At 75.9% G+C, this 20,492-nt stretch carries 18 protein-coding genes and 1 rRNA gene; 10 read left to right on the plus strand and 9 right to left on the minus strand.

All coding sequences use genetic code 11. The annotated features are described in order from the left end of the window. A 5S ribosomal RNA gene (rrf, locus tag ACI798_RS16340) occupies window positions 1-93 on the plus strand; the annotation flags it as partial. A 178-nt stretch (window positions 94-271) separates the two neighbouring features. Here the strand turns inward: rrf and ACI798_RS16345 are convergent. Beyond that, complete coding sequence (locus ACI798_RS16345; protein WP_456939867.1) at window positions 272-781, minus strand: phosphohydrolase; 510 nt, start codon at window positions 779-781, stop codon at window positions 272-274. 196 nt (window positions 782-977) lie between these two features. After that, window positions 978-1,484: a single-stranded DNA-binding protein gene (locus ACI798_RS16350; protein ID WP_456939868.1), complete on the minus strand. Its 507-nt coding sequence runs from the start codon at window positions 1,482-1,484 to the stop codon at window positions 978-980. A gap of 149 nt (window positions 1,485-1,633) precedes the next feature. On the opposite strand from ACI798_RS16350, the gene recD2 reads away from it, so the two are divergent. The 4 genes from recD2 (at window position 1,634) to ACI798_RS16370 (ending at window position 6,912) form a co-directional block, all read left to right on the plus strand. Further along, complete coding sequence (gene recD2 / locus ACI798_RS16355; RefSeq protein WP_457048402.1) at window positions 1,634-3,874, plus strand: SF1B family DNA helicase RecD2; 2,241 nt, start codon at window positions 1,634-1,636, stop codon at window positions 3,872-3,874. A gap of 103 nt (window positions 3,875-3,977) precedes the next feature. Further along, window positions 3,978-5,453, plus strand: coding sequence for a hypothetical protein (locus ACI798_RS16360; RefSeq protein WP_457048403.1), 1,476 nt, complete (start codon window positions 3,978-3,980; stop codon window positions 5,451-5,453). Window positions 5,454-5,519: 66 nt separating this feature from the next. After that, window positions 5,520-6,569 carry a PD-(D/E)XK nuclease family protein gene (locus ACI798_RS16365; RefSeq protein WP_457048404.1) on the plus strand — a complete coding sequence of 350 codons (1,050 nt, stop codon included), beginning with the start codon at window positions 5,520-5,522 and terminating at the stop codon, window positions 6,567-6,569. Window positions 6,570-6,645: 76 nt separating this feature from the next. Beyond that, the gene (locus ACI798_RS16370; protein ID WP_456939872.1) at window positions 6,646-6,912 is read left to right on the plus strand and encodes a hypothetical protein; all 267 of its coding nucleotides are present in this window, start codon (window positions 6,646-6,648) and stop codon (window positions 6,910-6,912) included. A 9-nt stretch (window positions 6,913-6,921) separates the two neighbouring features. Here ACI798_RS16370 and ACI798_RS16375 read toward each other — a convergent pair whose 3' ends face one another. The 5 genes from ACI798_RS16375 to ACI798_RS16395 all read right to left on the minus strand — a co-directional run bounded on the left by ACI798_RS16375 (window position 6,922) and on the right by ACI798_RS16395 (window position 11,587). After that, the gene (locus tag ACI798_RS16375; protein ID WP_457048405.1) at window positions 6,922-8,202 is read right to left on the minus strand and encodes a class I SAM-dependent methyltransferase; all 1,281 of its coding nucleotides are present in this window, start codon (window positions 8,200-8,202) and stop codon (window positions 6,922-6,924) included. A 178-nt stretch (window positions 8,203-8,380) separates the two neighbouring features. Next, window positions 8,381-9,793: an adenylate/guanylate cyclase domain-containing protein gene (locus ACI798_RS16380; protein WP_457048406.1), complete on the minus strand. Its 1,413-nt coding sequence runs from the start codon at window positions 9,791-9,793 to the stop codon at window positions 8,381-8,383. A 328-nt stretch (window positions 9,794-10,121) separates the two neighbouring features. After that, entirely contained in the window at window positions 10,122-10,622 is a 501-nt protein-coding gene (locus ACI798_RS16385; protein WP_456939875.1) for a DUF5313 family protein, read from the minus strand. Window positions 10,623-10,701: 79 nt separating this feature from the next. Continuing rightward, window positions 10,702-11,190, minus strand: coding sequence for a MarR family winged helix-turn-helix transcriptional regulator (locus ACI798_RS16390; RefSeq protein ID WP_457048407.1), 489 nt, complete (start codon window positions 11,188-11,190; stop codon window positions 10,702-10,704). A gap of 199 nt (window positions 11,191-11,389) precedes the next feature. After that, window positions 11,390-11,587: an MmyB family transcriptional regulator gene (locus ACI798_RS16395; protein ID WP_456939877.1), complete on the minus strand. Its 198-nt coding sequence runs from the start codon at window positions 11,585-11,587 to the stop codon at window positions 11,390-11,392. A 191-nt stretch (window positions 11,588-11,778) separates the two neighbouring features. Between ACI798_RS16395 and ACI798_RS16400 the strand changes: the two genes are divergently transcribed. From ACI798_RS16400 to ACI798_RS16410, 3 genes are all read left to right on the plus strand, one after another. After that, window positions 11,779-12,201, plus strand: coding sequence for a hypothetical protein (locus ACI798_RS16400; protein WP_456939878.1), 423 nt, complete (start codon window positions 11,779-11,781; stop codon window positions 12,199-12,201). A gap of 214 nt (window positions 12,202-12,415) precedes the next feature. After that, on the plus strand, window positions 12,416-12,811 hold the full coding sequence (locus ACI798_RS16405) for a nuclear transport factor 2 family protein (protein ID WP_456939879.1): 396 nt from the start codon (window positions 12,416-12,418) through the stop codon (window positions 12,809-12,811). Between the two features lie 63 nt (window positions 12,812-12,874). Then, the gene (locus tag ACI798_RS16410; protein WP_457048408.1) at window positions 12,875-14,554 is read left to right on the plus strand and encodes a LuxR C-terminal-related transcriptional regulator; all 1,680 of its coding nucleotides are present in this window, start codon (window positions 12,875-12,877) and stop codon (window positions 14,552-14,554) included. 43 nt (window positions 14,555-14,597) lie between these two features. On the opposite strand, the gene ACI798_RS16415 is transcribed toward ACI798_RS16410, so the two are convergent. Together ACI798_RS16415 and ACI798_RS16420 are read right to left on the minus strand one after the other, a co-directional pair. Then, window positions 14,598-15,608, minus strand: coding sequence for an amidohydrolase family protein (locus ACI798_RS16415; protein ID WP_456939881.1), 1,011 nt, complete (start codon window positions 15,606-15,608; stop codon window positions 14,598-14,600). Next, a complete protein-coding gene (locus ACI798_RS16420; protein ID WP_456939882.1) occupies window positions 15,605-16,015 on the minus strand; it encodes a metal-sulfur cluster assembly factor in 411 nt (136 codons plus the stop codon). Before ACI798_RS16420 ends, ACI798_RS16415 begins: the two co-directional genes overlap by 4 nt. Before the next feature lie 325 nt (window positions 16,016-16,340). Between ACI798_RS16420 and ACI798_RS16425 the strand changes: the two genes are divergently transcribed. Further along, on the plus strand, window positions 16,341-18,503 hold the full coding sequence (locus ACI798_RS16425) for a DEAD/DEAH box helicase (RefSeq protein ID WP_457048409.1): 2,163 nt from the start codon (window positions 16,341-16,343) through the stop codon (window positions 18,501-18,503). A gap of 67 nt (window positions 18,504-18,570) precedes the next feature. Continuing rightward, window positions 18,571-20,487: an acyl-CoA dehydrogenase family protein gene (locus ACI798_RS16430; RefSeq protein WP_456939884.1), complete on the plus strand. Its 1,917-nt coding sequence runs from the start codon at window positions 18,571-18,573 to the stop codon at window positions 20,485-20,487. Window positions 20,488-20,492 lie beyond the last annotated feature (5 nt).

Here is a 20,492-nt window from a genome sequence, read left to right on the forward strand (position 1 = left end):
ACGCCCGGACCCATTCCGAACCCGGAAGCTAAGCCTCTCAGCGCCGATGGTACTGCCCCGGAGACGGGGTGGGAGAGTAGGACGCCGCCGGACAACCATTCACGAACGGGGGTCGGAGCCTTTGGCTTCGGCCCCCGTTTCGTTGCTCATGGGTCCCGCACCACCGGTGCGGGACCCGGCTGCATTCCCGGGGAAGGCGCGCGAGGGCTGTCGGGCCGCGGCGCGGCAGCGCCTCTGGCGTTCCGTCCTGACGAAATCCTCGCCGGGCGGGTCAGACGAGGACGCGCCGGCCGTGGACGGGGTCCGCGGCCTCGGCGGCGAGCAGGATCCGCCGGGCGGGGCGGTACCGGCCCTCCCGCAGGCTGCGGGCCCGGGCCGGGTCGTAGGCCGCCTGCTGTGCGGCGGCCGCGAGGAGGTACTGGTTCTCGGCCAGCTTGACCAGGCGGCCGAGCGGGTGCGCCGCGCACCGCCGGATGAGGCCGGCGATGTACGGCTCGCCCGGACGCGGCGTCACGGCGTCGATCGCCTCGACGACGACCGCGGGCACACCCAGGACGAGCAGCCGGGCGACGTCGTACCGGCGGGCGGGATCGGGGTGGTCGCCGGTCATCCGGGCGACGTCTTGCAGCACGCCGGCCATCTCGGCATGGGGCCCGTACGGCCGCAGCGACTCGGCGATCGGTCGCAACCGCGCCAGGTAGAGGTCCCGGCCGTGCTCGTCGGTCTGTCCCTCGTGGGCGGCCAGGGCGAGGAGGTGGGCGTCGGGAACGGTGAACGCCACGGTTCGAGGCTAGGCGGTTGCGGGCGCACGGGGTCCCCGTGCGGGCCGTGTCGGGCGGTGCTGCGACGGGATCACAGCCACTCACGGCCGGTGGAGCCCGCCCGGGCCCGCGCTCGGCGCAGCGGACCCGGGCGAGCCGGGTGCCGGGACGGTGCCGGGCCCCGCGGTCACCGACCGCGGGGCCCGGCGGTCCCGGTCAGAAGGGCGGCTCCTCCTCGGCGAAACCGCCGACCGGCGCTGCGGCCCAGGGATCGGGCGAACTGCCCCGGCCGGCACCGTTGCGGCTCTCGCGAGGTCCCTGACCGCCACCGGAGCTCCCGCCGGGACCGTCCCCGGAGCGGGCGACCTTGGCGACGGTCGCCGTCGCGTAGCGCAGGGACGGGCCGATCTCGTCGACCTCGAGCTCGATGACGGTGCGCTTCTCGCCCTCCTTGGTCTCGAACGACCGCTGCTTGAGACGCCCCTGCGCCATGACGCGCGAGCCGCGGGTCAGCGACCCCGCGACGTTCTCGGCCATCTGGCGCCAGACGCTGCAGCGCAGGAAGAGCGCGTCGCCGTCCTTCCACTCCTGGGTCTGGCGGTCCAGGGTGCGCGGGGTCGAGGCGATGGTGAAGTCGGCAACCGCCGCTCCCGAGGGCGTGAATCGCAGCTCGGGGTCGCTGGTCAGGTTGCCGATGACGGTGATGACAGTGTCGCCGGCCATGATCCGGTCCTCCGTGTTGTCAGTGCATCGCTCAGGTGAGCGTCCGGAGGCTACGAGCACGGTCCGACAGTTCCGCGCGCTCGGCGGATTTCGTCATCGGGGGGTGTGACGATCGAGGGCAGGACGGCGCGGCAGCGAGAGGACGGCAGGTGGCAGAGGCGCGGACGGGGGCGGTCCTGGAGGCGACGCTGGAGCGGATCACGTTCGCGAACGCCCAGACCGGCTACACCGTGGCCCGGGTCGACACCGGGCGCGGCGGTGACCTGGTCACCGTGGTGGGCTCGCTGCTCGGCGCCCAGCCGGGGGAGACGCTGCAGCTGCGCGGCCGGTGGGGCGCGCACCCCCAGTACGGCCGCCAGTTCCAGGTCGACGACTACACGACCGTGCTGCCCGCCACCGTGCAGGGCATCCGGCGCTACCTCGGCTCGGGACTGGTCAAGGGCATCGGTCCGCGGCTGGCGGCGCAGATCGTCGACCACTTCGGGGCCGACGCCCTGCGGGTGATCGAGGAGCAGCCGGGCCGGCTGGCCGAGGTGCCCAAGCTCGGCCCCAAGCGCACCCGGCTGATCACCGAGGCCTGGGAGGAGCAGCGGGCCATCAAGGAGGTGATGGTCTTCCTGCAGGGCGTCGGGGTCTCCACCTCCCTCGCCGTCCGCATCTACAAGCAGTACGGCGGCGCCTCGATCGGCGTCGTCCGCAGCGAGCCCTACCGCCTGGCCGCCGAGGTCTGGGGCATCGGCTTCAAGACCGCCGACACGATCGCCGCCGCGGTCGGCATCCCGCACGACAGCACCCAGCGGGTGGAGGCGGGCCTGCAGTTCGTGCTGTCCGAGGCGACCGGGCAGGGCCACTGCTTCCTGCCCGAGCCGGAGCTCACGGCCCGCGCGATCGAGATGCTGCAGGTCCCCGCTGACCTGGTGCGCCACTGCCTGGCCCTGCTGGTCGCCGACCAGGGCCTGATCCGCGACGAGCTGCCCGCCGCGCACGGCGGCCCGCCCACCGTGGCCCACTACCTGGTCCCCTTCCACCGGGCCGAGGTCTCCCTCGCCGCCGGGCTGCGGAGGCTGGCGACCGCCGCCGAGGACCGCATGCCGGCCTTCGCCGGCGTCGACTGGGACGCCGCCCTCTCCTGGCTGCACCGGCGCACCGGTGTCGAGCTCGCGCCCGGCCAGCGGGACGCCGTCCGCCTGGCGCTGACCGAGCGGCTCGCCGTCCTCACCGGCGGGCCCGGCTGCGGCAAGAGCTTCACGGTGCGCTCGATCATCACCCTGGCCAGGGCCAAGGGCGCGCGGATCGTGCTCGCGGCGCCGACCGGCCGCGCGGCGAAGCGGCTCACCGAGCTGACCGGGGTCGAGGCGGTGACCGTGCACCGGCTGCTGGAGCTGCGCCCCGGCGGCGACGCCGCCTACGACCGGGACCGGCCGCTGGACGCCGACCTGGTCGTCGTCGACGAGTCCTCGATGCTGGACCTGCTGCTGGCCAACAAGCTGGTGCGCGCGGTCCCGCCGGGCGCGCACCTGCTCCTGGTCGGCGACGTCGACCAGCTGCCGTCCGTCGGCGCCGGCGAGGTGCTGCGCGACCTGCTCGCCGAGGGCACCTCGGTGCCGCACGTGCGCCTGACGCAGGTCTTCCGGCAGGCCAGCCGGTCGGGGGTGGTGACCAACGCCCACCGGATCAACGCCGGCACCCCGCCGCAGGTGCAGGGCCTCGACGACTTCTTCCTGTTCGCCACCGACGACGCCGAGGAGGCCGCCCGGCTCACCGTGGACGTCGTCACCCGGCGGATCCCGGCCCGCTTCGGCCTCGACCCGCGCCGCGACGTCCAGGTGCTCACCCCGGTGCACCGCGGGCCGGCCGGCGCCGCCGGGCTCAACGAGCTGCTGCAGGAGGCGCTCACCCCCGCCCGGCCCGACCGCGCGGAGAAGCGGTTCGGCGGGCGGGTGTTCCGCGTCGGGGACAAGGTCACCCAGATCCGCAACGACTACGACAAGGGCCGCAACGGCGTCTTCAACGGCACCCAGGGCGTCGTCACCGCGATCGACCCGGTCGACCAGAAGGTCACCGTGGTCACCGACGAGGACGAGGCGGTCGACTACGACTTCGCCGAGCTCGACGAGCTGGTGCACGCCTACGCGGTCACCGTGCACCGCTCGCAGGGCAGCGAGTACCCGTGCGTCGTCGTCCCGCTGACCACCAGCGCCTGGATGATGCTGCAGCGCAACCTGCTCTACACCGCGGTCACCCGCGCCAAGCGGCTCGTCGTGCTGGTCGGCTCGCCGCGGGCGCTGGCCCAGGCCGTGCGGGCCGCCGGCTCCGGGCGCCGGCACACCGCCCTCGCCCACCGGCTGCGCGGCCGCGTGTCCTCCGACGACGGGCCGGACCAGGACTGACGCGGATGCCGGGGGTGGGGTGTCAAGCCGACACGCCGTTTTGTCGGTACCCCTTCCTAGATTCGGGATCGACATCTTCCCCGTGTCATCCAAGGAGTCCGACATGGCCGTCCCTGGCCTCAAGACCCGCAAGCCCACCGGCCGCGTGCCGTGGCCGTGCATCCTCCTCGAGGGCGAGGAGAAGGCAGGAAAGAGCTGGGCGCTGGCCCAGTTCAGCAGCAGTGACCGGATCGGCGCGCTCTACTGGATCGACCTCAACGAGGGTGCCGGTGACGAGTACGGCGCCATCCCCGGCGCGAAGTACCAGCTCATCGAGCACGACGGCTCCTACGCCGCGGTGCTGGCCGCCGTCCAGGCGGTCAAGGCCGAGGCCCGTCGCGCCTGCGACGCCGGCGAGCTCCCGGTCGTGCTCGGCATCGACACCGGCTCGGCGATCTGGGACGGCCTGAAGGACTGGGCCAGCGAGCGCGCCGCGAAGTCCGCCCGCAACCGCGAGCTGCTCAAGCGCGACCCCAACGCCGAGGTCACCATCAGCCAGAACCTGTGGAACGACGCCGGCGCCCGCTGGCGCAAGCTGCAGACCGAGCTGCTCACCTTCCCCGGCATCGTCGTCGTGACCGCCCGGGGCAAGGAGGTCACCGAGGTCGACTCCAACGGCCGCCCGATCGAGGGCCAGAAGACCTGGTCGGTGCAGACCCACCGGGAGTTCCCGTACGCGGCGTCGGTGTGGATGAGGCTGCGCCGCGGCCGCCGGCCGCTGATCGTCGGCGCGCGCAGCGTGCACGTGGGCATCAAGCCCAACGACGACCCGGCCCGCGAGGTCACCGACCCGAAGGCGACCGGCCGGCTGCTGGAGTGGCTGGTGTTCGACGCGCTCAAGTGCGACCCGGGCACCGCGCACGTGCGCGACCTCGTCTCCTTCCACGGCGGCGGGCTGCTCGACCACGAGCGCACCGAGGAGGCCCGGCAGGGCCGCCCGGCCGCCCGGGCCGGCGGCCGGGGCGAGCCGGACGCCGCCGACCTGGTCGCGCGGATCGACGACGCCCGCGACGACGACGAGCTGCGCGAGGTCTGGACCGAGGCCAACCGCAACGGCCTGCTGCAGGCCGACGTCCCCACCCCCGGCGGCTCGTACACGGTCGCGGAGCTGATCCGCGCCCGGCACGAGCAGCTGGTCGAGGCGTCGATGACGGAGCACCCCGCCGGCAGGCGCCGGGTCGCGGCCGGCGACCCGTCGGTCCCGCAGACGCCCGCCGGGGTGCTGCAGGCCGCCCAAGCCGCGGCCGCGGCGGCGCAGGCCGCCGTCTCGGCCCCCCGGCCCGACGCCGAGGAGGCCGCGCCGGCGAACCCGCTGCTGGAGTCCTCGCCGACCCCGGACGACCCGCGGGAGCGGCGGAACACCGCGGCCCGGCGGGGCGTGCTCGCCAGCCTGGAGAGCCTGGGCGTCACCGACGAGCAGATCGGCGCCCGGTTCGGCCGGTCCGTCGAGCACGTGGCGACCAAGCGGCTGACCGCGCTGGTGCGCGCGGTCATCGCCGAGCGCCGGGACGGCGACGACGGTCGTGCGGACGTCGCCTGAGCCGCGGGACGGAGCGGGGCCGGTCCACCCGGCCCCGCTCCGCCGCCGCCTCCGGAGGGCGGGACGGTGACCGCCGTCCTGCCCGCCCGTCCCAGCGCCGCCGAGCGGCGGGCCGCGCCCAGCCTGGCCGCGGCGGTCCGGGACCTCGACAGCCGCCGGGCCCGCTCCCGGCAGCGGATGATCGGCGCCTCGGAGGTCGGCGAGTGCCGGCGCCGGGCGGCCTACCGAATCGCCCGGCGCCGCCCGACCAACGCCCGCGCCGGGCTGCAGGCCTTCATCGGCACCGAGCTGCACCGCGGGGTCCTGCGCGCGCTGCGCCGCCAGTACGGCGGGCTCACCGAGGTGGGCCTGCGGGGCGAGCAGGTCAAGGGTCGCTGCGACTGGTGGCACGAGCCGGTGGTCGAGGACCTCAAGACGACGTCCCGGTTCGGCTTCGAGCGGGTCCTCACCCGCGGGGTGCCGGTCCGGCACTGGTTCCAGGTGGCCCTGTACGCGTGGCTGCTGCGCACCGGGCAGACCGCCGACCGGCGGCTGCCGTCGGGCGACGGGCAGGACGTCGAGGGCCTGCGCCTGCGCTACCTGTCCCGCGACTCCGGCGAGGACGTCGTCTTCGAGGCCGACCACGACCCGGCGCTGACCGCCGAGGCGCTCATGTGGCTGACCGACGTCTACGCCACCGTGGAGGAGGACGGCGTCGACGCCGTCCCGCGCGACGGGTTCGGGCCGGGCGTGGACGGGATGTGCGACTGGTGCCCGTTCCTCGACCTGTGCTGGGGCCCGCCGGTGGACCCGGAGACCGAGGGCGAGGTCTCCCGCCAGTCCCGGCTGACGGTCACCGACGCCGACTATGTCGAGGCCGTCCACGACTACGACGCCTGGCGGGCGGCGGAGAACGAGGCCCGGCGGCACAAGGAGTTCGCCCGCGAGCGGCTGCGGGGCCGGTCCGGGCCGGCCGGCGACCTGCACTGCGAGTGGTCCGGCGGCGGGCTGCGCACGCAGGTCGACAAGGACGCCGCGGTCGAGCGGCTGGCCGAGCTGGGCGAGGTCGTGCCCACCCGGCGGACCCGCAGCGCGTCGACGATCCGGGTCACCCGGACCGGCATCCGGCCCGACTGAACCCCCGGTGGCGCGACGTCCCCCTCCGGGTGCACCATCGAACACACGTTCGAACACTCGATCCCGGAGGCCCGCGATGACCACCGTCCCGACGTCCCACCTGTCCGCCGGGGAGCCGGTCCTGACCGGCGACGTCATCGGCACGGACTTCGGCCTCCCGCTGGTCCGCCCGGTCAAGACCGCCCGCGGGGGGCAGGTCCGGGTGGTGCGCTCGCGCTGCCGGGCGCACGGGGGCGTCGTCGTCTGGTTCACCGACGGCACCAAGACCCCGCCGCTGCACGGGCGCACCAGCTGGATCCTCGCCGAGCCCGGGCCGGACGCACCCGCACGGGACGTGGCCTGACGCCGGCCCTCACACCCAGGCGGTGCGCCGCAGCGGCGGCGGCGCACCGCCGGGCCGCTGGACGAGCACCTGGTCCACGCCCATCGTGCCCGCCTCGAACGCCAGCGCGCAGGCCGCCATGTACAGCCGCCACACCCGGGCGCGCCCCTCGCCGGCGGCGGCCACGGCCTCGTCCCAGTGCTGCTCCAGCCGGGCGACCCAGGCGCGCAGCGTCAGGCCGTAGTGCCGGCGCAGCGCCTCGACGTCGAGCACTTCCAGGCCGGCGTCCTCGAGCGCGCCGACGGTCTCCGCGAGACCGAGCAGCTCCCCGTCGGGGAAGACGTAGCGGGCGATGAACGAGTCGGGGTCCGGCCGCCACCGCCCGTCGCGCCAGGCGATGGCGTGGTTGAGCAGCCGGCCGCCGGGGCGCAGCAGGTCGCGCAGGTGCGCGGCGTACCCGGGCATCTGCTGCCGGCCGACGTGCTCGGCCATCCCGATCGAGGCGATGGCGTCGAACGGCCCGTCGGTGACCTCGCGGTAGTCCTGCACCCGGACGTCGACCCGGCCGGCCAGCCCCGCCTCGGCAATCCGCTCCCGCGCCAGCGCCGCCTGCTCGGCGGACAGCGTGACCCCGACGACGTCGGCGCCGTACCGCCGGGCGGCGTGCAGCGCCAGGCCGCCCCACCCGCAGCCCACGTCGAGCAGGCGCATGCCCGGCCGGAGCCCGAGCTTGCGGCAGACCAGGTCGAGCTTGGCCTCCTGGGCGGCGTCGAGGCCGGTGCACGCGTCGGTCCACACCGCGCACGAGTAGACCAGCGTGGGCCCGAGGACGAGGGCGTAGAAGTCGTTGCCGACGTCGTAGTGGTGGGCGATGGCGGCGGCGTCCCGGCTCCAGGTGTGCCGGGCACCCGTCCGGCCGACGCGGGCCTCCTCCGCCGGCGGGGGCGGCGGGGGACCGACGGCGCCCAGCCGGGCCGCGGTGCGCAGCAGCGCCCAGCGCGCCGACGGGGGCAGCGGCGGGGCCGGTTCCCCCTGCCCCCACGTCGTGAGCACGCCCAGGGCGGTGAGGGTGGCGAACACGTCGCCGGGGACGTCGACGTCCCCGGCGACGTAGGCGCGGGCCAGGCCCAACTGGGCCGGCGACCACAGGACCCGGCGGAACGCCCGCCGCGAGCGGAGGACGACCACCGGTGCGCCGGCCGGCCCGACCTCGCTGCCGTCCCAGGCCCGCAGCCGGACGGGGAGCCCGTCGGCGCCGAGGACCGCCGCCAGCGCGTGCGCCGCCCGGGGCGCGACCTCCCTCGTGCGCATGCCGGCTCCTTCCCGGCGCGACTGCTCACGCCGCAGGAGGCACCGTGCCAGGGAACCGGCGGGATGTGCACCGGTTTCGATCACGCGGTGTCAGGCGGCGCTCTCCGGCGTCAGGGACCGGTCCGGACGCCCGGTGGCCGGCGGCCCACCTGCCCGGCCCGGCGGAGGGCGTCGAGGGTCACCGCGGGGACCGGGCCGAGGGGGTGCTGCGCTTACCCCCGGACCGTGGCGCCGGGACGGCGGAGGTCCGCAGCGGGAGCTGCACGAGCCAGGCGTCGACCGCCGCGTCCCTGCCCTTGAGCTGCAGGCCGGACACCGGCACCAGGTCGACCGCGCCCGGCAGCTGGTCGCGCGTCCCGGTGCCGACGAGGATGCCGCCGACCGGGGCGTGCTGCTGCAGCCGGGCCGCCACGTTCACGGTGTCCCCGACGGCGGGGTAGACCAGGTAGCCGCTCCCGCCCATCTCGCTGAACACCACCGGGCCGCTCTCGACGCCGATCCGCAGCCCCGGCCAGTCGGGGTGCCCGGCGCGGATCCGGGCCACCTCGGCCTGCAGCGCCGCGGCGGCCTCCACCGCGCGCAGCGCGTGGTCGGGCTGGTCCCCGGCGCGGTTGAACGTCGCGAACACCCCGTCGCCCGCGAACTTCTCCACCTCGCCGCCGAACCGCCGGGAGAGCAGCGGCGCGGCCCGCTCGTAGTAGGCCCGCAGCATGGCCGCGACCTCCACGGCGTCGCGCCGGGCGGTAAAGGCGGTGAAGCCGGCCAGGTCGCCGACCAGCACGGACACCTCGCCGCGGTGCTCGCGCGTCGTCGGCAGGTAGAGGGTGCGGAAGCGCTCGTCGCGCCACTCCCGCTGCGCGGCGGCGAAGACCAGGAGGTAGGCGATGACGATGAGCGCGTGCCACACCCACCAGGCGGGGTGCCACTTGCGCTCCCCGGCCAGCGCCACGCCCACCAGGGCCTCCGCGAGCAGGCCGTAGCAGGCGACGACGCTGAAGAGGAGCAGCCCGAAGTGGGCCCGGTTGACCCACCAGAGGCGGACCGCCGCCAGCAGGTAGAGCAGCGCGCCGAGCGCCGCGGCCACCGTGAGCGCGACGTGCTCCCCGCCCTCGGCGGTCACCTGCTGCAGCGGCGGCCACTCGGCCACCGACCACAGCCCCCAGACGACGATCGCCGCGAAGACGGCGCCCCGCAGCGCCTGCCGGTGGCGGGCCACCCACGCCTCGGTCGGGGGCCGGGCGTCCACCAGCGCCGACGCCGCGGCGAAGGGGGCGGCGACGAGCAGCCCGATCGTGATGGCGACGGTGAAGCCGGGCATCGCGTCGTGGGTGAGCACGTGCTGGGTGCCGATGGCGTGCAGCGCCATGAACCCGCTGGTCGCGAGGAACGCCAGGGACAGCAGCAGGACGCGCGCGTCCCCGCGTCGGCGGGCCGCCTCCCCGGCGACCAGCGACAGGCTGGCCGCCACGGCCCCGACGGTCAGGAAGACGGAGAAGTGCAGCGCCGCCCCGGTCCAGTGCAGCCCCTCGAAGTCGCTGCGCAGCAGGAACACCAGCCCGGCCAGCGGGAGGGTCAGTGCGACGAGCACCATCGCCGCGACCGTCGGCCGGCGTCCGTGGACGGCGACCAGGTGGGCGAGGGGGCCGGGCGTGGTCCGGCCCGCGCCCGCGAGTGCCGGGGGGACGGCCTCCCGGCGGTGGCGGAGGGGTGACCCGGTCGCGGGGTCGCGGTGCCGGCCGCTCACCGCACGTCCCCGGCGCGGGCGCGAGCGGGGTCGCGCCGCCGGGGCTCCTCCCGGAGCCGGCGGCGTGCGCACCCGGCCGAGGTGGCCGGCGCCGAGGCCACGGAGGGCAGTCTGCTCCCCGGGAGGGGCGGGCACCAGCACCGCGCGGCACCCGGCCCCTGGCCGGTGCCGCCGGTCAGCGCGCCGGGCGGCCCGTCCGGTCGCGGTAGCGGGCGGCGCGCCGGGCCGCGGCCGCCTGGCGCCGCTCCCGGTCGCGCTGCTCGCGCACCTCCCACCGGGCCTCGCGGTGGGCGGCGGCGGTGCCGACCGGGTAGCCCGCCTTGACCACGCGGTTCTCGGTCGCCTCCACCATGTAGGCCAGCGAGTAGACCATCCCCAGCGCGATGCCGCCGCCGGCCGCCGCGAGGCGCAGGCCCCAGCCGGCCGGCAGCAGCAGCATGACCAGGGCGATCGGGACCGCCATCTGCACCAGGCTGCGCACCACGTGCCGCGCCCACCAGGTGCTCGTCGTCGTGTCGAACAGGACCCAGCCGCGGTTGCGCCGGGGGAGCCCGCCGCCGAGGGCGTACCACACCCACCGGTGCGGGGCGGGACGGACGACGGGGTCGGCAAGGGCGCCGGGTGCCGGACGGGGCTCGCTCATGACGGTGGGGTGCTCCTGCTCGACGACGGCCACGTCCCCATGGTCCCCCCGATCGCGTGGTGCACCAAGCGTTGGGGTGCCATGTGTGTCGGACCAGACAGTGTGCGGGTGGTCAGTCGTGGGCGCGGGCGGCCAGGGCCTCCTGCGAGGCGGCGATCACCCGGGTGAGGGCCCCGTGCAGGCCCATCAGCTCCTCGAGGGGCATCCCGAGCCGCTCGACGATCCCGGCCGGGATCGCCTCCGCCTTCGCGCGCAGCGCCAGCCCCTCCTCGGTCAGCGCGAGCGCCAGGTTCCGCTGGTCCCCGGGATCACGCTCGCGGCGCAGCAGGCCGGCCGCCTCGAGCCGCTTGAGCAGCGGGGAGAGGGTGCCGGGGTCGAGCTGGAGCAGCCCGGACAGCCGCTTGACCGACAGCGACCCGTGCTGCCACAGCGCGAGCATCACCAGGTACTGCGGATGGGTCAGGCCCAGCGGCTCCAGGACGGGGCGGTAGACGGCGACCACGTTGCGCGCGGCCACGGACAGCGCGAAGCACACCTGCCGGTCGAGGGCGAGCACGTCCTCGGCCTCGAGGGCGGCCTGCGGGGTCTGGCTCGGGGTCACCCCGCCAGGGTAGGCCGTTGGGGCACCAACGGTTCCGCGGCCGAGGGGTCGCCGGCCGGTGTCGCGGGGAGCGGGGTCGACGGGGTCGGCGAGGTGAGCAGTGCCGGCTTCCCGGCGTCCGCCGTCCCCGGGTCGGCGTGGTGGACGGCGAGCAGCTGGCCGTCGGTCCCGTTGACGGGGAGCTCCTCGCAGCGCAGGGTCAGCGCGCCACTTGCGGGTCGTCGAAGGTCACGTGCGAGCCCATCGCCACCTCGACGTCGTGCTGGGCCCACAGCTGCCGGACCCGCTCGCCGGCCAAGCTGAGTTCGCCGACGAGCCGCACCACGTGCGGGTCCTCGGTGTCGCCGCCGATCCGCTCGCGGAAGCCGGCCACGAGCCGGGCCGTGCTGGACGGCACCGCGGGGAGCCGCTGACCGCCGCGGGACCGCCCGCTCCGCTCCCGCCGTGCAGCGCGCCGTCCCCGCGCCGTCGCGCTGAGCAGCGGTGCGCCGGGCGGGCGGCACGGCGGGGCGCGCGTCGCCCGCGCGGGGGGTGCCGGCCGGGAGGGTGGCTGCGGACCGGTTCCCCGAGCCCACCCGGGAGGCACCCGTGGCACAGGAGCGCGTCCCCCTCGGGGCCGCCGTCGGCCCGGCCGGGTCCGACGGCAGCGTGGGCACCGCCGGCAGCGGCGCGGTGGTCGGCAGCGCGGCCACCGCCGGGAGCGCGGCCGTCGTGGGCAGCGCCGCCACCGCCGCGTCGGCCGGGGTGGTGGGGAGTGCGGCCACCGTCGCGAGCGCCGGCGTCGGGGCCGGCGTGGCCGTCGCCGCCGGCGCCGGGGTGGTCGGCAGCGCGGGGGTCGCGTTCAGCGCCGGGGTCGTCGGCAGCGCCGGTGTCGTGGCGGGTCTGGCGAACGTCGGCTGCGCCGCATGCGTGGCGTGCGTCGCCTGCGTGGACTGCGTGGGCTGTGTGGCGTGCGTGGGCTGCGTCGGCCTGCGCGGGGCGGTCGGCGCCGTCGGCGTGCGCCGCCGGTAGCGCAGGTCCCGGTTGCGCCGCCTCCGTGGCGGCCCTCGGGCCGGCGACGGCGACCGTCCCGGGGAGCCGCCCGACCCCGGGCCCGCGCGGCCGCGACGTGCGCAGAAGTGCCGACGGCTCCGGCGGGTGCGCTCCGCGATCCTGCCGATGTGCCCCCGCCCCGGTCTCCCTAGCGTGCCGGACACGGATGCGACGAGCAGCGCAGGAGGCGGACATGAGCCAGCACCCGCACGTGACCACGGTCGACCGGATGACCGGGGCCGTCCTCGGGGGCGACCGGGCGGTCCTCGACGAGCTCCTCACCGACGACTTCACGTTCCACTACCGGGGGCCGTACCCGGAGCCCGGGGACTACGCCGGAGCGGCCGGGCTGATGGAGGTCATCGGCGCGGTCGTGGAGGCCACCGGCGGTGACGTCGACCTGCAGCAGCGCTTCTGCGTGCCCGCCGGGGAGTGGGTGTCGGAGTGGGAGCACGCGGTCCTCGGCCGCCGGGACCGTCGCCTGGAGTCGGACAACGCGTTCGTCTACCGCTTCGACGACGGCCGGATCGCCGAGATGTGGATGTTCATCGGGGCGCCCCCGGGGAGCGAGGCGTTCTTCGCCTCCTAGCGCGGTGCTCGCGCCGGTCCGGGGTGCTGGTGTCCCGTCCGGGCCGGCGCGACACTGTGCTGCATGCGACGGCCGACCGGCTGGAGCACGGGTGGTCCGGCCGACTGGGAGAGCGCCCACCGCGAACTCGCGGCCGTCCTCGACGACGGCGAGCCGTCCCCCGACGACCTCGACGCGGTCGCCGCGGCGGCCTACCTCACCGGTCGCGCCGAGGAGGCGTTCGGCCTGTGGGCACGGGCGCACCGCGCCTGCCTCGACGCCGGGCAGGTGCCCGGGGCCGCACGCGTCGGGATCGGTCTCGCGCGGTGCCTGGCCTTCTCGGGCGACCTCGCCCGCGCCCGCGGGTGGGTGGGACGCACCCGGCACCTGCTCGACGAGGCGGGGCCGGACTGCGTGGAGCAGGGACACCTGGAGCACGTGGCGGCGATGTGCCGCATCGTCGAGACCGGGGACGTCCCCGGCGCCCACGCCGGTTTCACCCGGGCGCTGGAGGTGGCGGCGCGCTTCGAGGACCGGGAGCTGGACACCCTCGCCCGCATCGGCCTGGGCCGGTGCCGCGTCTACCTCGGCGAGGTGGCGGAGGGACTGCGCCTGCTGGACGAGGCGATGGTGGCCGTCGAGGGCCGCGAGATCCCGCCGGTCGCTGTCGGCGACGCCTACTGCACGGTCATCGACGCCTGCCACGAGCTGTACGACGTGCCGCGCTTCGAGGGGTGGACCGAGTCGTTCACGCGGTGGCTCCGGTCGCAGCCCGGGCTCACCGTCTACGGCGGGCACTGCGCCCTGCACCGGGCCGAGCTCACGCTCCTCCGGGGCGACTGGGCCGACGCCGCGACCGAGGCGGACCGGGCGGTCAGCCGGCTGGGCCGGCCGCGGAACCTCCTGACCCTGGGCGGCGCCCACTACGTCCGGGCGGAGGTGCACCGCGTGCGCGGGGAGTTCGACGCCGCGGACGGCGACTACCGGAGGGCGCACGAGCTGGGGTGCGAGCCGCACCCCGGCCTCGCGCTGCTGCGCCTGGGCCAGGGCCGCACCGATCTCGTCGAGGCCGCCGTCCGCAGGCTCGAGGCCGAGGTGGGCGAGCCCGTCGCCCGGGCGCGCGTCCTCGGGGCGTTCGCGGAGATCGTGCTCGCCGCCGGGGACGGGCCGGCCGCCGGTGCGGCCGCCGACGAGCTGGCCGCGACGGCGCGGGCGCAGGGGTCCCGCTACCTGGTCGCCGCGGCCGCCCACGCGCAGGCGGCGGTGCTGCTGGCGGCGGGGGAGGCCCGCCCCGCCCTGGTGCTCGCGCGCCGGGCCTGGCACCACTGGACCGAGCTCCGCACGCCGTACGAGGGGGCGCGCACCCGCGTCCTGCTCGCCGGGGCCTGCCGGGCCCTGGGTGACCGGGAGACCGCGGACCTCGAGCTCCGGGCGGCGCGGGCCACCTTCGCGGACCTCGGTGCACGACCGGACGCCGACCGGGTGGCGCGCGCACCGGCTCCCGCCGTCGCGGAGTCCCCGGTCCCGCTCTCGGCCAGGGAGGTCGAGGTCCTCGTGCGGGTCGCGTGCGGCAGCACCAACCGGGCCATCGCGCGGCACCTCCGCATCAGCGAGCGGACGGTCGCCAGCCACGTCAGCCACATCTTCACCAAGATCGGCGTGGCCTCGCGCTCCGCGGCGACCGCCTACGCCTACGAGCACCGTCTGGTCGGACCCGGCGCGCCGGACCCGACCGGCACCGGCGCCGGCCCGGCACGCCGCTGACCCGGGCCGGCCCGACACGCTGTTCCCCGGGCGGGCCTGCGGCTCAGTGCGCCTGCGGACGGCCCAGCCGCGCCTTGGTCTCCTCGACGTCGAACCCGTGCAGGCGGAGCAGGTTCTCGCCGAGGATCTTCCGCTTGGCGACGTCGGTGAGCTGCGGATAGCCGTAGCCCTCGCACAGGTCCTGCGGGATCGAGAAGTCCATGAAGGCCCGCAGCGCCCACTGCGGCTGCCAGATCGGCGCCTCCGAGCCGTAGACGATCTTGTCCTCGCCGCACCAGAACAGCAGCTTGCCGAGGATCTCGGCGAACCCACGCGGGGCCCGCACGATCAGGTTGATCGTCGCCGCCAGCGAGGCGTACAGGTTGGGCCAGCGGATGAGCTGCCAGCAGGTCTCGTCGATGAACGGCAGCCCGACGTGGAAGATCACGAAGTTGATGTCCGGGAAGGCGGCCGCGGCGCCGTCCATGTCCCAGGTCTGGGTCGCCTCGACCGGCTGCGGGCCGAGCGGCACGCCCTTGTGCACGCCGATCAGGTCCACCCCGAGCTCCTGGGCCTTCTCGAACACCGGGAAGGCGACCCGCGGGTCGTCCATCCGCCACGGGAACGGGGAGCCGTAGTCGTAGCGGACGTTGTAGAACTTGAACGCCCGGGCGCCGAACTCGCCGACCTGGCGCTCCATCAGGTCCAGCGCCCGGCGCCCCTCGAGCGGGTTGACCGAGCCCCAGAACACCGTCCGGTCGGGGTCCCGCTGGGCGAGCTCCGCGCACGTCTCCCACGGGGAGAGGCCGTCGCGGAACAGGTCGGTGAGTGGCAGCGGCATCGCGGCCAGCATGTCGGTGTCGGACTGCTCGTAGACCATCTGCCGGATGTCGGCCGGCGTCCACTCCCGGAGGAACTCCTCGGCCGACAGCGTCGGCTCGCCGTCCGGGGTCAGCGTCGTGTGGAAGGCGTACAGGTGGTTGGCGAACATCTGCCCCGGTGACCCGAACGCGTTCTTGGCCGTGAAGTTGAACGGGTGCGCGACCCCGTCGAACACGAACGCGTCGCCGATCATGGTCGTCCTCCTGTGCTGGGGCCGAGCGGCCGGGGGCGGTGGGCGGAGAGGAAGGCGTCGCGGTCGGGGACGGCGACGGGGTCGGGGAGGGACCGCAGCCGGCGGGCGGCCGCGGGGGAGAGCCGGTCGGTCGTCCAGGCCTCGTCCCAGACGACCTCCACCTCGCAGGTCTCGACGCCGGGCTGGCGCAGGATCACCGTCTCGACGTCGGTGACCACCCGCGTGGCGAACGGGCACCAGCCCGAGGTGAGCAGCAGCTCGACCCGGGCGTGGCCGTCGCGGACGTCGACCGACCGGAGCAGGCCCATGTCGACGACGGAGATGCCCTTCTCCCGGCAGCAGGGGTCGAACACCGTGGACAGCGCGCGGGTCGCCCACCCGGGCACCGCGGGGGACGGCTGCGTCATCCCGCCATGGTGTGACCTGTGCCACATCCCGGCCAGGGGTTCGGTCGCGACCGGCGCCGTCCGGGCGGCGGGGGAGGGGGGTGGGAACAGCGCGGCGACCCAGGTGTTGACACCATGGAGGCCCCGCCCCCGGGACCGGAGCGGGTCGCCCACGGCGGCGTCCCGCCGGCGGGGCTCCCGGACCCGCCGCCCGTGGCCTCCGGGAGCCCGGAGGCGTCCCGCCGGCCCAGGGGCACCGGTCCCGTCCGGAGCGTCCCCGCTCCGGCCGCGGGACCGTGCGCGATGCTGCCGCGGCGACCCTGCCCGGCACTGCAGAGGAGGATCCTTGGCTCGACCAGGCCAGCGCCGGTCAGGCGCTCGCCGCAGCGCCCCGCGCGACCAGCGGCGGGGCCGCCGTGACGACGACGTCGTCGCGGTGCTCGCCCGCACCGTCCGGGACGTCGAGGCGGCCGCCCGGCGTGGGCGCGTGACGCCCGCCGTGCGCACGCGGTTCCAGGCCGTCGCGCTGCTGCTGCGCGACGAGCGCGCCCGGGTCCGCGCGGACACGGGCCTCAGCGACGGCCGCCGGACCGAAGAGCTCAAGCGCCTGGACGGCGTCGCGACCATCCTCGCGACGACCGCCGTCCGCGACGCCGGGCTGCTGGCGCTGCTCGGCGAGGACGCCGTCGTCTCCGACGCGGCCCGGTCGCTGGTGCGCGAGATGCAGAGGGCCGCCGGCCTCGAGCCGGTCGCCGAGGAGGCCGCCCCGGCCGAGGAGCCGGCCGAGCCCGCCGCTCCCCAGCGCCGCGCCGTGCCGCAGTCGGTGGTCTCCCGGCAGCTGGCCAACCCGTTCCTGGCGCCGGACTTCTCCGCCGCCGCGCCGCGGGCGCCGCGCCCGCGCCGCCTGGCCGGCTGGGAGCTGCTCGGCCCGCTGCTGACCTCCTTCGAGCGCGCCGGCGGCGGGGCCCCGGCGTGCATGGACCTGCCGTTCCCGACCTCCCGCTTCACCCCGGCCGGGCTCGAGCTGATGCCGCACCAGGGGCAGCTGGTCGCCGCGGCCGCGGCCGGGCACCGGACGTTCCTGCTCGCCGACGAGCCGGGCCTGGGCAAGACCGCGCAGGCGCTGCTCGCGGCGGAGGCGGCCGATGCCTACCCGCTGCTCGTCGTCGTGCCGAACGTCGTCAAGACCAACTGGGCGCGCGAGGCCGGCCGCTGGACGCCGCACCGCCCGGCCACCGTGGTGCAGGGCGACGGCGAGACGGTCGACGGCTTCGCCGACGTCGTCGTCGTCAACTACGACGTGCTCGACCGGCACGTGGGCTGGCTCGGCGACTTCGGCTTCCGCGGGATGGTCGTCGACGAGGCGCACTTCATCAAGAACAAGACCTCGCAGCGCTCGCAGCACGTCCTCGCGCTGTCCGAGCGGATCCGGTCGCGCACCGTGCGGCCGCTGCTCATGGCGCTCACCGGCACCCCGCTGATCAACGACATCGAGGACTTCCGGGCCATCTGGCAGTTCCTCGGCTGGATCGACGACACCAAGCCGCTCGGCGAGTTGATGGACGCGCTCGAGGACACCGGCCTGACGCCCGCGGACCGCGGCTTCTCCGCCGCCGCCCGGCAGCGCGTGATCGACTTGGGCATCGTGCGCCGCCGCAAGGTCGACGTCGCCGCCGACATCCCCGCCCGCCGCATCGCCGACCTCCCGGTCGAGCTGGACGGCGCGGCCGGCCGGTCGATCCGGGCGGCCGAGCAGGAGCTGGTCCGCCGGATGGTGCGGCAGTACGAGACGGCGCTGGCGGCGCGGACCTCCGGCGTCGTCGAGGGCCGGGGCATCGAGGGGATCGACGCCGACCTCGTCCGCCGGGTGGCCCGGTCCGAGCTCAAGGACGCCACCACGACGACCGGCGAGAACGTGTTCGGCATGATGCGGCGGATCGGCCGGGCGAAGGCCGGGCTGGCCGCCGACTACGCCGCCCAGCTGGCGCGCAGCGCCGGCAAGGTCGTCTTCTTCGCCAAGCACGTCGACGTCATGGACGCCGCCGAGGAGACCTTCGCCCGGCAGGGCGTGCGGTTCTCCTCCATCCGGGGCGACCAGACGCCGACGGCGCGGCAGCGGGAGGTCGACGCGTTCGTCACCGACCCCGACGTCCACGTCGCGGTGTGCTCGCTGACCGCGGCGGGCGTGGGGCTGAACCTGCAGGTGGCGTCCAACGTCGTGCTCGCCGAGCTGTCGTGGACCGACGCCGAGCAGACCCAGGCGATCGACCGCAGCCACCGCATCGGCCAGACCGAGCCCGTCACCGCGTGGCGGATCATCGCCGCCCAGACCCTCGACGCGCGGATCGCCGAGCTGATCGACACCAAGGCGGGGCTCGCCGCCCGGGCGCTCGACGGCTCGGACGAGGAGGTGTCCTCGTCGGCCGACGTGCAGCTCGAGGCGCTGGTCGCGCTGCTCACCGACGCGCTGCGGACGTCGTCCGGGCAGGAGGAGGCCCTCGGCGCCTGACCGCATCGCGCCGGTCCCCGTGCCGGGGACCGTTGTCCGGGCGCGGGGAGGGGCGCGATGCTGCCCCATGGCGTCGAACCCCACGTACGAGCAGTCGAAGCAGGTCGCCGAGGCCGGCCGCGAGGCCGCGTGGACCCGGCCGTCGTTCGGCCGGGAGCTGTTCCTCGGCAACCTGCGCCTGGACCTGGTCCACCCGCAGCCCGAGCTCGACCCGGCCGCGGTGGCGAAGGGGGAGGCGTTCCTCGACCGCCTCCGCGCCTTCCTCACCGAGCGCGTCGACCCGCAGCGGATCGAGCGGGAGGCCCGGATCCCCGCCGACGTGATCCGCGGCCTCGGGGAGCTCGGCGCCCTCGGCATGAAGATCCCCGAGGAGTACGGGGGACTGGGGCTGAGCCAGGTCCACTACAACCGGGCGCTGGCGCTGGCCGGCACCTGGCACTCGTCGCTGTCCACGCTGCTGTCGGCGCACCAGTCGATCGGCCTGCCCGAGCCGCTGCGGCTGTTCGGCTCGGAGGAGCAGAAGCGCGCGTGGCTGCCCCGGCTGGCCCGCGACGCCGTCTCGGCGTTCCTGCTCACCGAGCCCGACGTCGGTTCCGACCCGGCCCGGATGAGCACCACCGCGGTCCCGACCGAGGACGGCACCGGCTACCGGATCACCGGCACCAAGCTGTGGGCGACCAACGGCGCCATCGCCGACGTCGTCGTGGTCATGGCCGTCGTCCCGGCGTCGGAGGGCCACCGGGGCGGCATCACCGCGTTCATCTGCCCCACCGACCGGCCCGGCGTCACGGTCGAGCACCGCAACGCGTTCATGGGGCTGCGGGGCATCGAGAACTCGGTGACCCGCTTCGACGACGTCCTCGTCCCCGCCGACGACGTCATCGGGGGCGAGGGGCGGGGTCTGCGGATCGCGCTGACCACGCTGAACACCGGCCGCCTGTCGCTGCCGGCGTTCTGCCTGGCGGAGGCCCGGTACGCCCTGAAGATCGCGCGCGAGTGGTCGGCCGAGCGCCGGCAGTGGGGCCGGCCGATCGGCGAGCACGACGCGATCGCGCAGAAGCTCGCCTGGCTCGCGGGCACGGCCTTCGGGCTCGAGGCGGTGCTCGAGGTGTCCAGCCGCCTGGCCGACGACAAGCGCAACGACATCCGCATCGAGGCCGCGCTCGCCAAGCTCTACGGCTCCGAGCTCGGGTGGACCGCCGTCGACGAGATGGTGCAGATCCGCGGCGGCCGCGCCTACGAGACCGCCGAGTCCCTCGCCCGGCGCGGCGAGAAGCCGGTGCCGGCCGAGCAGATGCTGCGCGACATGCGCATCAACCGGATCTTCGAGGGCTCCACCGAGATCATGCACCTGCTCATCGCCCGCGAGGCCGTCGACCAGCACCTGCAGGTCGCGGGCGGCCTGCTCGGCGACTCCGGCCTGGCCGACAAGGCGCGGGCCGCCGGGAAGGCCGGCGCCTTCTACGCCCGGTGGTTCCCGACGCTGACCACGGGCCCCGGCCGGCGCCCCGGCGCGTTCGCCGAGTTCGGCGAGCTGGCGAGGCACCTGCGCTGGGCCGAGCGCTCCGCGCGCAAGCTCGCCCGCTCGACCTTCTACGCGATGGGCCGCTACCAGGGGCGCCTGGAGCGCAAGGGCCGGCTGCTCGGGCGGATCGTCGACATCGGCGCCGAGCTCTACGCCGTCGCGTGCGCCTGCGTGCACGCCGACACCCTCGCCCGCGAGCGGCCCGACCGCCGGCAGGAGGCGGTCGAGCTGGCCGACCTGTTCTGCGGCCAGGCCCGCCGCCGGGCGGGCCGGCTGTTCCGCGAGCTGTGGGCCAACGACGACGACCGCCAGTACGCGGCCGCGCAGCGGGTGCTCGCCGGCCGCTACGCGTGGTTCGAGGAGGACGTGCTCGACCCCGCCGGCGACGGCCCGATGATGCCCGCGCACGCCCGGCCGGACGGGGCGCCGGTCAGGGTGGAGGCGACGGCCGCGCCGTAGGAGGC

This window comes from Geodermatophilus sp. SYSU D01045 (genome assembly GCF_054050295.1).